We start from the raw sequence: 15,103 nt of genomic DNA on the forward strand, positions 1-15,103 counted from the left end.
CCCGGGTCTTCAGGGTCCGGGAGAAATGTTCCGACCTAGCTGGATATAGCTTCTGGAATGACCGATCCGGTGTTCTTCGCGCCATCACGCCGGTATACGGCGGGCGAAGTCGCGAATCTGACCGGCTCGGTGCTCGTCGATTCCGGCCACTCCAATATTTCGATCGAAGCACTCGCGCCGGCCAGTGAGGGCGGCGAGAATGCGCTCGTCTTTGTCGACGGCAAGCGTAATTCCGCGCTGATGCCGGCGCTGCGGGCAGCCGCGGTCCTGTGCCCGGCGGAATTTGCCGGCAAGGCGCCGGCAAGCGTTGCCGTTCTGGTTCATCCGCGTCCGCAACAGGCCTTCGCGCTGATCGGACGCCTGCTGTTTCCGAGGGCGGCGACACCGGGGCCGATGACCAGTGAAACCGGCGTCTCGCCGCACGCTCATGTCGATGCGACCGCGCATGTCGAAGCCGGTGCCGTCATCGAGGCCGGCGCGGTTATCGGGCCAGGTGCTTCGATCGGCAGCGGTACCGTCATCGCCCCAAATGCGGTTATCGGACAATCCTGCCAGATCGGCCGCGACGGCTATGTCGGTCCAGGCGCCAGCATCCAGTATGCCTTGATCGGCAATCGCGTCATCATTCATGGCGGCGCCAGGATAGGACAGGATGGTTTTGGGTTCGTCGGCGGGGCCAAGGGTCCTGAGCGCGTGCCGCAGATCGGCCGCGTCGTTATCCAGGACGACGTCGAGATCGGCTCCAACACCACCGTCGATCGTGGCGCCATGTCCGATACGATCATCGGCCAAGGCACCAAGATCGACAATCTCGTGCAGATCGCCCATAACGTCCGCATCGGCCGCAATTGCATAATAGCCGGGCTTTCGGGTATTTCGGGTTCAGTGGTCGTGGGTGACAATGTCACCATGGGCGGCGGCGTCGGGCTTGCGGATCACCTGACCATAGGGACAGGGGCCAAGCTTGCCGCCAGAAGTGGATTTATGAGCAATGTCCCTGCAGGCGAGATCTGGGGCGGCTATCCGGCACAGCCGATGGCGGAAGCCATGCGGGAGATAGCCATGCTGCGCAAGCTCGCCAGGACCCGCAAACAGGGCGAGGGAGGCAATGGCTGACATGATCGCGTCGACGACGCTGGAAGCGGTCGACATCATGGGGTTGATGAAGCTCCTGCCGCACCGCTATCCGTTCCTGATGATCGATCGTATCGTCGACATCGATGGCGACGAATCCGCCGTCGGCATCAAGAACGTGACCATAAACGAGCCGCATTTTCAGGGCCATTTCCCTGAGCAGCCGGTCATGCCGGGTGTGCTCATCATCGAGGCGATGGCGCAGACGGCCGGCGCCATCTGTATCCGCAGCCTGGGTACCGAAAAGCCTTCGCTGGTCTATTTCCTGACCATAGACAACGCCAAATTCCGCAAACCGGTCGTTCCCGGCGACCAGCTGAAGATCCATGTCAAGAAAATCAAGAAACGCGGCAACCTGCTCAAATTCGCTTGTGAAGCCATGGTCGACGGTGCCAAGGCGGCCGAGGCCGAGATTTCAGCCATGATGGTCACCAGCGACTGACGATCGAGTGTTTATGAAAATCAAGACATCCATCCATGCTTCCTCCGTTGTGGAGGAAGGCGCTCAAATCGGCCAAGGTGTGCGCATCGGACCGTTTTGTCATGTCGGTGCCGAAGCGGTGATCGGCGACGACGTCGAACTGGTCAGTCATGTCTCCGTGATGGGGGCGACGTCAATCGGCGCCTCGACCAAGGTCTATCCGATGGCGACATTGGGCGCGCCGCCGCAGAACACCAAGCACAAGGGCGGCCGAACCACCCTGGTCATCGGCAGGAACTGCACGATCCGCGAAGGCGTGACCATGCATCTCGGTACCGATTCCAGCCGCGGTGAGACGACGGTCGGCGACAACGGCAATTTCCTCGCCTACGCCCATATCGCCCATGATTGCGTCGTCGGCAACAATGCGACGTTCGCCAATGGCGCAACGCTGGGCGGCCACTGCGAGGTCGGCAACAATGTCTATATCGGCGGCCTGACCGCAGTGCATCAGTTTGTCCGCATCGGCGACAACGCCTTTCTGGGCGGCTGCTCCGCGATCGTCGGCGATGTGATCCCCTTTGCCATAGCGGTCGGCAACCGCGCCAGCCTGCGCGGTCTCAACATCATCGGCCTCAAGCGCTCCGGCCTGCCGAGGTCCGAAATCCTTGTGCTGCGCAAGGCTTACAGGATGATCTTCGATCGTTCCCGCACTGTTGGAGAGAACATCGAGTTCGCCAAGGCGGAGTTCGCGTCGTCGCCGACCGCCATGAAGATCATCGATTTCATCACCAGTCGCGGCAAGCGGCACTATGCTGTGCCGTCGCTCAAGGGCGGCGATGGCGGCGATGTCGATGACGAAGACTGAGACCGCTGGTCTCGTTCTCGCACCAGGCGCCAAGGTAGGCGTCATCGCCGGCGGTGGTCATCTTCCGGTGGAAGTCGCCGAAGGTCTCGAGAGACATCGACATCCACCTTTCATCGTCATGGTCGAAGGCGAGGTCGACCGTGGATCGGAACTTTACAGATATGAGCATGAGAGCCTTGCTCTCGAACAGATCGGCGCGCTGGCTTCATTGCTGAAACGCCGGAAGATCACCCACCTTGTGCTGGCCGGTGAGATCAGACGCCGGCCGAAACTGACCGACATGCGGTTGAGCTTCGGCCTGCTTTCGCTGATACCCACACTGATGGTGGCGCTCGCCCGCGGCGACGACGGCTTGCTGAAGCTCCTGACACGCGGTCTCGAGGCTCGCGGTATCAAGGTCGTCGGCGCCCATCAGGTCGTGCCGGATCTTGTCGCTGTCGAGGGTGTGCTGACCAAGGCTGCGCCTCTGAAATCGGATCGACGTGACATCGAAGCCGCTTATGCGGCGGCGAAAGCCATCGGCGCGCTCGATATCGGCCAGGCGGCGATCGCTATTGGTGGTCGCGCCATCGCCCTGGAGGGCATCGAGGGGACTGATGGGCTGCTCCAGCGGACAAAGGAACTGCGCAGCCATGGCAGGCTCGCCGGCAGGACGCGTGGCGTCCTTGTCAAATGCGCGAAGCCTGGGCAGGAATTGCGAGCCGATCTGCCTTCGATAGGTCCGCAAACGGTCGAGGCAGCGCATTCTGCCGGACTGGTCGGCATTGCCGTCGAAGCCGGCCACTCACTGGTTCTGGAAGGTCCTGTCGTCATTGCGCGCGCCGATGCGCTTGGCCTGTTCGTGATCGGTCTGCCTGCCATGGAGCGTGCGCATGGCCGGTGAAACCCCACTGAAGATCGCCATCGTCGCCGGAGAGGAATCCGGCGACCTGCTCGGCGCCGACGTTATCGGGGCGTTGAAGCGTGCAACCGGTCGCGATATCAGGCTTGTCGGCATTGGCGGGCGTCATTTGCAGGCGCTTGGACTGGTCCCGCTATTCGACGGGGCTGATATCGCGCTGATGGGGCTCAGCGCCATCCTGCGCGATCTGCCGCGTCTGATGCGGCGGATCAGCCAGACGGCAAGTGCTGTCGCGGCTGAAAAACCCGACTGTCTCATCACCATCGACAGCCCCGATTTTTCGCTGCGTGTGGCCAGGAAGGTCCGCGCCACGGATCCGGCCATACCGATCATCCACTATGTCTGCCCAAGTGTCTGGGCGTGGCGACCGGGCAGGGCGGTGGCAATGAAGCCCTATGTTGATCATGTTCTCTGCATACTGCCTTTCGAAGTGAAGGAACTGAGCCGCCTGAGCGGCCCGCCCGGCACTTATGTCGGACATCGCCTTGCGCATGATCCAGGCGTGCTGGGTGCTGCCAAGGCGCAAAGCCTGCCGCGCGACCTGTCGGGGGATCGCGTCAAGACACTGCTTGTCCTGCCCGGCTCGCGGCGCAGCGAGGTGAGCAGGCTTATCGGTCCGTTCGGCGAGACAGTATCGATCCTGCGTGCGCGCGGACACCGCTTGCGCCTGCTTCTGCCGACGGTGCCGCATGTCGCCGATCTGGTCAGGACCTCGGTCGCGCGCTGGGATGAAAAACCAGAGATCATCCTCGATCCAGAGCGCAAATGGCAGACCTTCGGCAAGGCAGATGCGGCGCTGATCGCATCGGGAACCGTGTCGCTGGAGTTGGCCCTGTCGGGCGTGCCGATGATCTCTTGCTACAGGCTTGATCCAGTCATGCGGATGGTCCAGGGGCTGGTCACGGTGTGGAGTGCTGCGTTGCCCAACCTGATCGCGGACCAGCCGCTCGTGCCGGAGCACTACAACCAATATGTGCGGCCGCGCTATCTGGCGCGACAGCTCGAGGCGCTGTTCTCAGACACCGCCTATCGCGCCTGGCAGAAGCAAGGCTTTGCCGACATCACGCGGCGTATGACGACCGACAAGCCTTCCGGCGAGATAGCGGCAGGCGTTGTGCTTCGTCACATAAAAAAAGCGCCCTGAGGGCGCCTTTTTTCAGTCCAGACAGCCTCGATCACCGCTTGGCGATCGGCACGTAATCACGTTCCGGCGCACCGGTATAGAGCTGGCGCGGGCGGCCGATCTTCTGGCGCGGATCCTCGATCATCTCTTTCCACTGCGCGATCCAGCCGACGGTGCGGGCGACGGCGAACAGCACGGTGAACATGGTGGTGGGGAAGCCCAGCGCCTTCAGCGTAATGCCGGAATAGAAGTCGACATTCGGGTAGAGCTTCTTCTCGATGAAATAGGAATCGGTCAGCGCGATCTTTTCCAGCTCCATGGCGATGTCGAGCAGCGGATCGTCCTTGATGCCGAGCTCGCCCAGAACCTCATGTGCCGTCTTCTGCATGATCTTGGCGCGCGGATCGTAGTTCTTGTAGACGCGATGGCCGAAGCCCATCAGGCGGAACGGGTCGTCCTTGTCCTTGGCGCGGGCGATGAACTCGGGGATGTGATCGACATGGCCGATCTCGCCAAGCATGTTGAGCGCCGCTTCATTGGCGCCGCCATGCGCGGGTCCCCACAGGCAGGCTATGCCGGCGGCGATGCACGCGAACGGGTTGGCGCCCGACGAGCCAGCGAGACGAACGGTCGAGGTCGAAGCATTCTGCTCGTGGTCGGCATGCAGGATGAAGATGCGCTCCATGGCGCGCGCCAGCACCGGGTTGATCTTGTATTCCTCGCACGGCACGGCAAAGCACATGTGCAGGAAGTTGGCGGCAAAGTTCAGCTCGTTCTTCGGGTAAATGAAGGGCTGGCCGATGTGGTATTTGTAGGCCATCGCCGCGATCGTCGGCATCTTGGCGATCAGCCGCATGGAGGCAACCATGCGCTGGTAGGGGTCGGAGATGTCGGTGGAGTCGTGGTAGAAGGCCGACAGCGCGCCGACCACTCCGCACATCACCGCCATCGGGTGCGCGTCGCGGCGGAAGCCGGTGAAAAAGCGCGACATCTGCTCATGCACCATAGTGTGGCGCGTCACGCGGTAATCGAAATCATCTTTCTGCGCCTTGGTCGGCAATTCACCGTAGAGCAGGAGATAACAGACCTCGAGGAAATCGCCGTGTTCGGCCAACTGGTCGATCGGATAGCCGCGGTGCAACAGGATCCCGGCGTCGCCGTCGATGAAGGTGATTTCGGATTCGCAGCTTGCCGTCGAGGTGAAGCCGGGATCGTAGGTGAAGGCGCCGGTGGTGGAGTAGAGCGAGGCGATGTCGATGACATCGGGCCCGACCGAACCGCTTCGCACCTTGAATTCATGGGTCTTGCCGGCGAATTCAAGCGTTGCCGTGGCCTCCTGGGTCTTGCCGCCCAAATCCAGTTTTTTCGCAGCTTCGGTCATTGCAAACTCCTTCTTGTTTCCTCATGCCGGCAAAGGCAAAATTCTGCAGAGCGACACGTCGAAAATCACCGCAATGCGCGTATTCGCCACCGCATTTCAGGAGGTGCGTGCCAGATTGGGCCAAGGCCTAATGTTGCACTGCGAAACCCGCCTTTCAATGCCAATCTTCTTGGGCCAGTTTGCTCCTAATCGATTTGATCTGAGATGCGCGCCAGGCTTTCCTCGCGGCCGAGCACGGCGAGCACATCGAACACGCCCGGCGAGGTGCTTTTGCCGGTCAAAGCGGCACGCAAAGGCTGGGCCACCGCGCCGAGCTTGTAGCTGCCGGCTGCTGCCACCTCGCGGATCGCCGCCTCCGCCGATGCGGCGGTCCAGTCACTCGCAAGCCCGTTCAAAGCTTCGTGAGCACTGCGCAGGATGTTGCGGGCATCGTCGGTCAGCAGAAGAGCTGCCTTGTCGTCGATCGGCAGCGGTCGCGTGGCGAACAGGAAGGCTGCGCCGTCGACGAGCTCGACCAGCGTCTTGGCGCGCTCCTTCAGGCCCGGAAGCGCCGCCAGCAACTGCGCCTTGGTGCTGTCGTTCAGGCGCGCGGCGATCGCCGGGCCACCTTCGAGATAGGGCAGGGTGGCGATGAAGATGTCGAACAGTTCGGCATCGCTCATGCGGCGCATATGCGCGCCGTTGATCGCCTCCAGCTTGGCGAAGTCGAAGCGCGCCGCGCCCTTGTTGACGTCGCCTATATCGAACCACGAGATCATATCCTTGATCGACATGATCTCGTCGTCGCCATGGCTCCAGCCGAGGCGCGCCAGATAGTTGAGCAGCGCCTCCGGCAGGTAGCCCATGGCGCGATAGGCCTCGACGCCAAGCGCGCCGTGCCGTTTCGACAGCTTGGCGCCATCGGCGCCGTGGATCAGCGGGATATGCGACATGGACGGCACGTCCCAACCCATGGCGTTGTAGATGACGGTCTGGCGGGCGGCATTGGTCAGATGATCATCGCCGCGAATGATGTGGGTGACGGCCATGTCATGATCGTCGACGACGACGGCATGCATGTAGGTCGGGTTACCGTCCGAACGCAGGATGATGAAGTCGTCGAGATCCTTGTTGGGAAAGCGCACCTCGCCCTGGACACGGTCATAAACGATGGTCTCGCCTTCGGTCGGCGCCTTGATGCGGATGGCGCCCTTGGCGCCTGCGGGCGCCTCAGAGGGGTCGCGGTCGCGCCAGCGGCCGTCGTAGCGGGGCGGCAGCCCCTTGGCTCTGGCGGCCTCGCGCATGGCCTCCAGTTCGGCTGGCGTGGCATAGCAATAATAGGCCTTGCCCATGCGTACGAGTTCCTCGGCCACCTCGCGGTGGCGCGGCGCACGCTTGAACTGCGAAACCGGCTCGCCGTCCCAGCTCAGGCCAAGCCAGGAAAGCCCGTCGAGGATGGCAGCCGTCGCGGCTTCATTGGAGCGTTCGCGGTCCGTGTCCTCGATGCGCAGCAGCATCGTGCCGCCGGTGTGCTTTGCATACAGCCAGTTGAACAGCGCCGTGCGCGCGCCGCCTATATGCAAATAGCCGGTGGGCGAAGGGGCAAAACGGGTGACGACCTTGTCGGACATGGAACTCTCGGAAACCATCTGAAGCGGGGTGCGGTCGCGCGGACTTTCGCGCTTTGCGCGTTCATGTAGCATAGGGTGTCGAGGGCGCAAGGGGCAGACCCGATGGCTGGACGAAGCTGGGGCTCGGATCAGGGCGAGGACGCTGCCATTGGCGTCAGCGAACGGTCCCTGTTTGCGCCTCTGCCAGCCTCATTGCCGCCGCCGTCGCCCCTTGTGCCGGATCCCGGCAAGGCGCCCTTGCAAACGGATGTCGCCGCCTCTGTTCCTGTTGCCGAAACCGGCAGGATCGTGCGCGTGCGCCGGCAGATCGGCCTGACATCACTGCCTCGCCTGCGCCACAGCGTGAACATGGCGGCGAGCCTGAAACTCGACCGGGGTGTAGCCTTCCTGCTGGTGCCGGTCTGCCTGGCGATCGGAGCGATCGGTTATTTTTCGCTGGCGGCGGAGCCTGACTTTGCGAGACCTGTCGCGGTTGTCATTCTGACGGGGATCTACGCGCTGGTCTCGCGTTCATGGCCAAAGATCCATCTGTGCGCCATGGCCGCACTTTTGTGCGCGCTCGGCCTGCTCGCTGCAAAGGTCGAGACATGGCGGGCGGGAACGCAGATGCTCGGTTCGGAAATCTCGACGCAGGTGACCGGCCGCGTCGTTTCGCTCGATCGTATGGAGAGCGGCCGTATCCGGCTGACCATCGACGTGACCTCGACCGCTCGGCCGAAACTGCGCTATGCGCCGGAACGGGTGCGGCTTTCGGCACGCAAGGTCCCGGCTGGCGTGACCGCCGGCTCCCTCATCACTGGATATGCCAAGCTTTTGCCGCCGACCGGGCCGGTGCGGCCGGACAGCTATGATTTCTCCTTCGACAGCTATTTTGCCGGCATCGGCGGCAGCGGATTCTTTCTCGGCAATCCAAAGCTTGTCGTCGGCGATGATGGCGACATGCCGCTGTCGGCCCGAATATCCTCTAGCGTGGAAAATGCCCGTGAAGGCATCGCCGACCATATCAGGGCGAGCGTCGGCGGCGCCGAAGGCGAGATCGCCGCGGCGCTCATCGTCGGCGTGCGCGCCGGCATTCCCGATGACGTCAATGAGGCGATGCGACGTACCGGCATCTACCACATCATCTCCATTTCGGGACTACACATGGCGCTGGTCGCCGGCACCATCATGGGTTTGCTGCGCGGCGCCTTCGCCTTGTTTCCCGACTTTTCCGCGCGTCGCCCGGTCAAGAAGTATGCCGCTGCCGCCGCACTGTTCTCGATCGCCGCCTATCTCATCATCTCTGGAGTCGTCGTTGCCGCCGAGCGCAGCTTCATCATGCTGGCGGTGATGCTGATTGCCGTGCTGTTCGATCGAGCAGCACTCACCATGCGCAATCTGGCGATCTCTGCGATCGCCGTCATCGTGGTGTCGCCGCACGAGGTGGTCGGCCCGAGTTTCCAGATGTCGTTCGCCGCGACCGCGGCTCTGGTCGGCGCCTATGCCGGCTGGGCGGATCACCGCGCGGGAAAAGCAAGACCGCCGCCGCCGAAACGATCCTTGCCCGGTTTCCTGACGCGAAAATTCCTGCTGGCGGCAGGCGGCCTTGCCATGACCTCCATCATCGCAGGAAGCGCCACCACGCTGTTTGCCATCTGGCATTTTCAGCGTGTGTCGCCGCTCAGCCTGTTCGCCAATCTGGCGGTCATGCCGATCGTGACCCTCGTCATGTTCCTGGCCGTCGCCAGCGCGCTGCTAATGCCTTTCGGATTGGATTGGCCAGCTCTCTACCTGATGGGTAAGGGCCTGACGATGATGATCGCCATATCGGGCTGGATCTCCGAGCGTTCGCCGGTCGATGGGGTCGGGCTGATTTCGCAACAGTCGGTCCTGCTGGTGGCAATTGCCCTGGTCATCGCGACGATGGCGACGACATGGCTGCGGCTTGCGGCTCTTCCGTTCGCTATTGCCGGACTGCTGACCGTCTCGGATACGCGCACGCCGGATGTGCTGATCTCGGAAGACGCCCGGCTGGTGGCGTTGCCGATCGGTGGCGGTGAGCTTGCCGTCAGCCGGGAACGGCCGAACGAATTCACCGTCGACAACTGGAAACGCGCGCTGACATCAGAAACCATCGTCGTTCCGGAGGTATTCGACAACAGCGACGGGCAATTCGACGTCGCGGATGCCGTTGAGCTACCGCCGGGATCGCCGTTCTATTGCTCCTCAGGCGTTTGCGTGGCCAGGCACATGTCCGGTGCGATCATTGCCTATGTCGAGGATCGCAAGGACACCTGGAAAGCCTGCGGCTTCGCCGAGCTGATCGTCATCAATGACGCCACCGCCTATGACGCCTGTCACAACCCGCTGGTTCTCGTCATCACCAAGCGGCAACTGGCTCGCAAAGGCAGTGCCGCGGTCTTCTTCGATCGCCAATCGGCGACCACGCCGGCGACGATCAGCTTCGCGGTGGACAGTCCATATCGGCCCTGGCACACGCAACGCAAATACTCTCGCGAGGCGAGGGGGCTGGCACCCTTCAAGAAACCCGAGAAGCCAGTGGCCAACCCGCAGCCGCCTCAGTAGCGGCGGATCAGACCAACGAGCTTGCCTTGCACCTTGACCCTGTCCGGGCCGAAAATACGGGTTTCATAGGCCGGATTGGCGGCTTCGAGCGCAATCGAGGCGCCCTTGCGGCGGAACCGCTTCAGCGTCGCTTCCTCTTCATCGACCAGCGCCACGATGATCTCGCCGGGGCTCGCCGTGTCGGCATTGCGGATGATGACGGTGTCACCGTCGAAGATGCCGGCGTCGATCATCGAATCACCCTTGACCTCCAGCGCATAGTGCGCGCCGCCCATGATCATGTCCGGCGGCACCGAGATCGAATGCGTCTGATGCTGGATGGCATCGATCGGCACGCCGGCGGCGATGCGGCCCATCACCGGTATCGACACGGCGGAGACCGCATCGTCGTCATTGCCGGGCGAGGGCATCCGCGAAGGCGCCGGCTTGATCTGCCGGCCAAGACCACCACCCTGACCGAGACTGCCCTGGATGACGCTTGGCGAGAACTTCTTTGCCGCGTTGAGGCCAGGCGCGATCGAGTCCGGCAACCGCAGCACTTCCAGCGCGCGTGCCCGGTTGGGCAGCCGGCGAATGAAGCCGCGCTCCTCGAGGGCGGTGATCAGCCGATGGATCCCGGATTTGGAGGCAAGGTCGAGTGCCTCCTTCATCTCGTCGAAGGAGGGCGGAATGCCGCTCTCTTTCAGGCGTTCATGGATGAACATCAGCAGTTCATGTTGCTTGCGCGTCAGCATGTCGGCCCCCAGATTACCTGAAACCAGAATCGAAAAACAAACCCAGAACAAACACTATCTGTTCCAGTTGTGTTCTGCAACTGTTTAAAGTTTAATGAATTTGTTAAGGCGGCTGAAACCATCGGCGTTCGCCAGCGAGCGCTCGTCGGCGACTGCATGCCACGACAGTGCGCTTGCGGGCATTGAAATTGTTATGGTTAATAGCCTGTGGCTCATCCTTTTTGCCCAGGTTTGGCATGGGCTGGCGATAGACCGCGGCGGGGGCGTTTCCAGCTTTCCAGGCGCTCGTTTGCCGTGAACGAAACGGAGCCAAAATGCCAACCTGGCTGACCTATTGCAGCCAGGCCGGTCACCCGGCAGGGAACTCATTTATGCACTGGAAATGCGTCCCTCAGTCGTCCGACCAGGCAGGGCCGGCAACAACTGATCGTCGAGGCGCCTGCATCAGGTAACGGCCTCCTTGACGGCGAAACGCCGGGCCTTCCATTCACCCGTGCGCAGAATGTCTTCCAGCACCTCAACCGCCAGCCACACATCCTTGTAGCCGACATAGAGCGGCGTGAAGCCGAAACGGATGGTTGATGGGGCGCGGAAGTCACCGATCACTCCGCGCTCGATCAGCGCCCGCATGATTTGATAGCCATGATCGTGAAGGAATGACACCTGGCTGCCGCGCCTGGTCGCGTCGCGGGTGGTCTCCAGCGTGAGACCGTAGGCGCCGCACTTGGCTTCGACGAGCTGGATGAACAGTTCGGTCAGCGCGACGCTCTTCTTTCGCAATGCCGCCATGTCGACCTCGTCCCAGATGGCAAGCGCACCTTTGAGCGCCCGCATCGACAGGACCGGTTGCGTGCCGCACAGAAAACGGCGGATGCCGGTGCCGGCGACATAACCCCGTTCGAAGGCAAAAGGCCGCGCATGGCCCCACCAGCCGCTGAGTGGCTGGCTGATATCGCCGTGGTGGCGCTGCGCGGCGTAGATGAAGGCCGGCGCGCCCGGACCGCCGTTGAGGTACTTATAGGTGCAACCGATGGCGAAATCGGCATTTGCGTGGTCGAGCTCGACGGGCAGGGCGCCGGCGGTGTGGCATAGATCCCAGACGATCAGAGCTCCGGCCGCATGAGCTTTGCGCGTCAGCGCCGCCATGTCGCGCAGTTCACCCGATTTGTAGTTGACGTGGTTGACCAGCACCACCGCGACGCTGTCATCGATCAGCTCTTCGATGGTTGGCGCGTCGATGCCCGCGAGGCGCAGCAGGACGCCATCCCGGGTCGAGGCCACGCCTTCGGCGATGTAAACGTCTGTGGGAAAACTGTCACCCTCGGCGACGATGGCCAACCGGCCGGGCCGCATCTCCAGCGCCGCATGCAGCACCTTGTAGATGTTGCTCGACGTCGTGTCGCAGACCACGGTCTGGCCGGCCGCGGCTCCTATCAGACCCCCGAGCTGATCGCCGAGTTCGATCGGCATCTCGAACCATCCGGCCGTGTTCCAGGCTCGGATAAGATCCTGGGCCCATTCCCGGGTCGCCGCCTGCTGCAGCTCGCCGAAAACGGCATGCGACGCTGCCCCAAGTGAATTGCCGTCGAGATAGATCAATCCCTCCGGCAGAATGAAACGGTCGCGCATGGCACGCAGCGGATCCGTGGCATCCATGGCTTCGATTGCAGCGAGATCAGGAATTCCACCCATGGTCAGTCAGTCCCGGTTGTTCGCGAAGGGTTTTCCGCCACCGAGCGTGCTCTCGGTGTGCCTAGTTTCATTTCGACGTCAGAGCCGGGTGCGGACAGTCCACAGTTCCGGGAACAGCACGACCTCGAGCATTTTCTTCAGATACGAAGCACCCGACGTGCCGCCGGTGCCGCGTTTCAGGCCGATGATGCGCTCCACCGTGGTGACGTGGTTGAAGCGCCAGCGGCGGAAATAATCCTCGAAGTCGACCAGCTTCTCGGCCAGTTCGTAGAACATCCAGTAGCGCTGCGGATCGCGGTAGATGGTCTGCCAGGCGACCAGCACCTCTTCATTCTCGGTTCGCGTCTCACGCCAGTCCGTGCGCCTGGCATCGGCACCGATGTCGAATCCGTTGCGCGCCAGAAGCAGCAGCGCTTCGTCGTAGAGCGATGGCTCGGCCAGGATGGCTTCCAGCTTTCCGCTCAGGTCCGGCCGGTGCTTGTGCGGCCCGAGCATGGCCAGGTTGCGGTTGCCGGCCATGAACTCGATGGCGCGATACTGCCAGGACTGGAAACCCGAGGACTGGCCGAGCGCGTCGCGGAACTCGGTGTATTCGCTGGGCGTCATTGTCCGCAGCACATCCCAGGCATTGTTCAGCTGCTCGAAGATGCGCGCGACGCGCGACAGCATCTTGAAGCTCGGCTCCAACCGGTCGGCGCGGATCGAGCGGATCGCGGCGCCAATCTCGTGCAGAGCGAGCTTCATCCAGAGCTCGGAGGTCTGATGCTGGATGATGAACAGCATCTCGTCATGCGCCGAAGACAGCGGCGTCTGGGCCTCCAGCACCTTCTCCAGGTGGAGATAGTCGCTGTAGGACATGCGTTCCTTGAACGACATCTGGGCGCCTTCGGACGCCGGATCGTAGGGTTCGCTCAATTGATTTTCTCCGTGCGCAGCCGGAAGCGCTGGATCTTGCCGGTCTGGGTCTTGGGCAGAGCGGCGATGAATTTTATTGACCGTGGATATTTATAAGGGGCGATCGTCGTTTTGACGTGGTCCTGCAGGCGCTTGGTGGTGAGAGCGTCAGGCGCGACGCCCTGCACCAGCACGACATGCGCCTCGACGATCTGGCCGCGCTCGGCGTCGTCTGCGCCGATGACAGCGCATTCGGCAACGTCGGGATGTGACAGCAACGCCGCCTCGACCTCGGGGCCGGCGATGTTGTAGCCGGCGCTGACGATCATATCGTCGGAGCGCGCGGCGAAATGGAAGAAGCCGTCTTCGTCCTGCGTGAAGGTGTCGCCGGTGATGTTCCAGCCGTCGCGCACGTATTCCTTCTGCCTGCCATCGGCCATGTAGCGGCAGCCGGTCGGGCCGCGCACCGCCAGCCTGCCGGTCGTGCCGCGCGGCACCTCGCGCATCTCATCATCGACGATGCGCGCCTCATAGCCGCCCACCGGCTTGCCGGTCGACGCGGGCTTCATGTCGCCAAAGCGGTTGGAGATGAAGATGTGCAGCATTTCGGTGGCGCCGATGCCGTCGAGGATCGGCTTGCCAGTCTTTCGCGTCCACTCTTCGAAAACCGGAGCGGGCAAGGTTTCGCCGGCCGAAACGGCAACGCGCAGTGACGACAAATCGGCACCTTCATCCATGGCCTTCAACATGGCGCGGTAGGCAGTCGGCGCGGTGAAGGAGATCGTTGCTTTGTAGGTCTCGATTATATGGATCATGTTGGGTGGCGTCGCCTGTTCCAGCAGCGTCGCCGCCGCACCGAAGCGCAGGGGAAAGATAGCGAGCCCGCCAAGGCCGAAGGTGAAGGCCAGCGGCGGCGAGCCGACGAAGATGTCGTCCGGCGTCACCTCCAGGATTTCGCGGGCATAGGCGTCGGCGATGATCAGGAGGTCGCGATGGAAATGCATCGTCGCCTTCGGCACGCCTGTCGTGCCCGAGGTGAAGCCGAGCAGGGCGACATCGTCGCGGCCGGTGCTGACGGCAGTGAACGTCACCGGCTTGTCGAGAGCGACACGATCGAGTTCGGCATCATGGTTGGCGGTGCCGTCGAAGCCGATGACCTGCTTGAGGAATGCGCTGTCCTTGGCGCAGGCGGTCATCTCGTCCATCAGCCTGGTGTCGCAGAGCGCGATGGTGATCTCCGCCTTGTCGACGATCTTGGCGAGCTCGCCGGCGCGCAGCATCGGCATGGTGTTGACGACCACGGCGCCGACCTTGGTGGCAGCCAACCAGCAGGCGACCATGGCGGGGTTGTTGGCCGAGCGTATCAGCACCCGGTTGCCCGGCTTCACGCCATAATTCTCGACCAGCGCGTGGGCCAGCCTGTTCGTCCAATCGGACAGTTCCTTGTAGGTGCGGCGGCGGCCATTGCCGATCAGCGCAGTGTGGTCGCCGAGGCCCTTCTCGACCAGCCTGTCGGTCAGTTCGACACCGGCGTTGAGGCGTTCGGGATAGTCAAAGCCATCGAGCAAGATTTCAGGCCATTGCTCCGGCGGCGGCAGGTGATCGCGCGTGAACGTGTCTATATGGGCCGATGGTCCCAGCATTTTGCGGCTGCCCTATCTGCTTCATGACCGTGACCGGACATGGCGCAGGATCGCACTAGTCGAAATTTGTTTCAAGCCTAAAATATTTTTGCCCCATTGACGTGTTTGTCTTGGTCCCAGGAATTTCAATCCTAAGA

12 protein-coding genes are annotated in these 15,103 nt (G+C 62.5%); 6 read left to right on the plus strand and 6 right to left on the minus strand.

Features of this window, described 5'->3' with window-relative positions; translation table 11 throughout:
* Positions 1-57 precede the first annotated feature (57 nt).
* From lpxD to lpxB, 5 genes are read left to right on the plus strand one after another with little or no spacing between them, the layout of a single operon-like run.
* Positions 58-1,116: a UDP-3-O-(3-hydroxymyristoyl)glucosamine N-acyltransferase gene (lpxD, locus tag EOA16_RS14660; protein WP_127258990.1), complete on the plus strand. Its 1,059-nt coding sequence runs from the start codon at positions 58-60 to the stop codon at positions 1,114-1,116.
* Entirely contained in the window at positions 1,109-1,576 is a 468-nt protein-coding gene (fabZ, locus tag EOA16_RS14665; protein WP_127258991.1) for a 3-hydroxyacyl-ACP dehydratase FabZ, read from the plus strand. The genes lpxD and fabZ overlap by 8 nt, the downstream gene beginning before the upstream one ends.
* 13 nt (positions 1,577-1,589) lie before the next feature.
* On the plus strand, positions 1,590-2,423 hold the full coding sequence (gene lpxA / locus EOA16_RS14670; protein WP_127258993.1) for an acyl-ACP--UDP-N-acetylglucosamine O-acyltransferase: 834 nt from the start codon (positions 1,590-1,592) through the stop codon (positions 2,421-2,423).
* A complete protein-coding gene (lpxI, locus tag EOA16_RS14675) occupies positions 2,410-3,306 on the plus strand; it encodes a UDP-2,3-diacylglucosamine diphosphatase LpxI (RefSeq protein ID WP_245455927.1) in 897 nt (298 codons plus the stop codon). The genes lpxA and lpxI overlap by 14 nt, the downstream gene beginning before the upstream one ends.
* Positions 3,296-4,468, plus strand: coding sequence for a lipid-A-disaccharide synthase (lpxB, locus tag EOA16_RS14680; RefSeq protein ID WP_127258996.1), 1,173 nt, complete (start codon positions 3,296-3,298; stop codon positions 4,466-4,468). The genes lpxI and lpxB overlap by 11 nt, the downstream gene beginning before the upstream one ends.
* Positions 4,469-4,499: 31 nt before the next feature.
* Here the strand turns inward: lpxB and gltA are convergent, their stop codons facing one another.
* The gene (gltA, locus tag EOA16_RS14685; RefSeq protein WP_109669032.1) at positions 4,500-5,828 is read right to left on the minus strand and encodes a citrate synthase; all 1,329 of its coding nucleotides are present in this window, start codon (positions 5,826-5,828) and stop codon (positions 4,500-4,502) included.
* Between the two features lie 185 nt (positions 5,829-6,013).
* The gene (gene gltX, locus EOA16_RS14690) at positions 6,014-7,438 is read right to left on the minus strand and encodes a glutamate--tRNA ligase (protein WP_127258997.1); all 1,425 of its coding nucleotides are present in this window, start codon (positions 7,436-7,438) and stop codon (positions 6,014-6,016) included.
* 102 nt (positions 7,439-7,540) lie between these two features.
* On the opposite strand from gltX, the gene EOA16_RS14695 reads away from it, so the two are divergent.
* Positions 7,541-10,003 (plus strand): ComEC/Rec2 family competence protein, encoded by a 2,463-nt coding sequence (locus EOA16_RS14695; RefSeq protein WP_127258999.1) that lies wholly within the window; start codon positions 7,541-7,543, stop codon positions 10,001-10,003.
* On the opposite strand, the gene lexA is transcribed toward EOA16_RS14695, so the two are convergent.
* The 4 genes from lexA to EOA16_RS14715 form a co-directional block, all read right to left on the minus strand.
* The gene (gene lexA / locus EOA16_RS14700; protein ID WP_127259000.1) at positions 9,997-10,737 is read right to left on the minus strand and encodes a transcriptional repressor LexA; all 741 of its coding nucleotides are present in this window, start codon (positions 10,735-10,737) and stop codon (positions 9,997-9,999) included. The genes EOA16_RS14695 and lexA overlap by 7 nt on opposite strands.
* Positions 10,738-11,181: 444 nt before the next feature.
* On the minus strand, positions 11,182-12,429 hold the full coding sequence (kynU, locus tag EOA16_RS14705) for a kynureninase (RefSeq protein ID WP_127259002.1): 1,248 nt from the start codon (positions 12,427-12,429) through the stop codon (positions 11,182-11,184).
* Positions 12,430-12,507: 78 nt separating this feature from the next.
* Positions 12,508-13,344, minus strand: a complete 837-nt coding sequence (kynA, locus tag EOA16_RS14710) for a tryptophan 2,3-dioxygenase (protein ID WP_027036649.1) — start codon at positions 13,342-13,344, stop codon at positions 12,508-12,510.
* Entirely contained in the window at positions 13,341-14,966 is a 1,626-nt protein-coding gene (locus EOA16_RS14715; protein ID WP_127259003.1) for an AMP-binding protein, read from the minus strand. The genes kynA and EOA16_RS14715 overlap by 4 nt, the downstream gene beginning before the upstream one ends.
* Positions 14,967-15,103 lie beyond the last annotated feature (137 nt).

It is taken from the genome of Mesorhizobium sp. M7A.F.Ca.US.008.03.1.1, from assembly GCF_003997495.1.
In the GTDB taxonomy this organism is placed as follows: Bacteria; Pseudomonadota; Alphaproteobacteria; order Rhizobiales; family Rhizobiaceae; genus Mesorhizobium.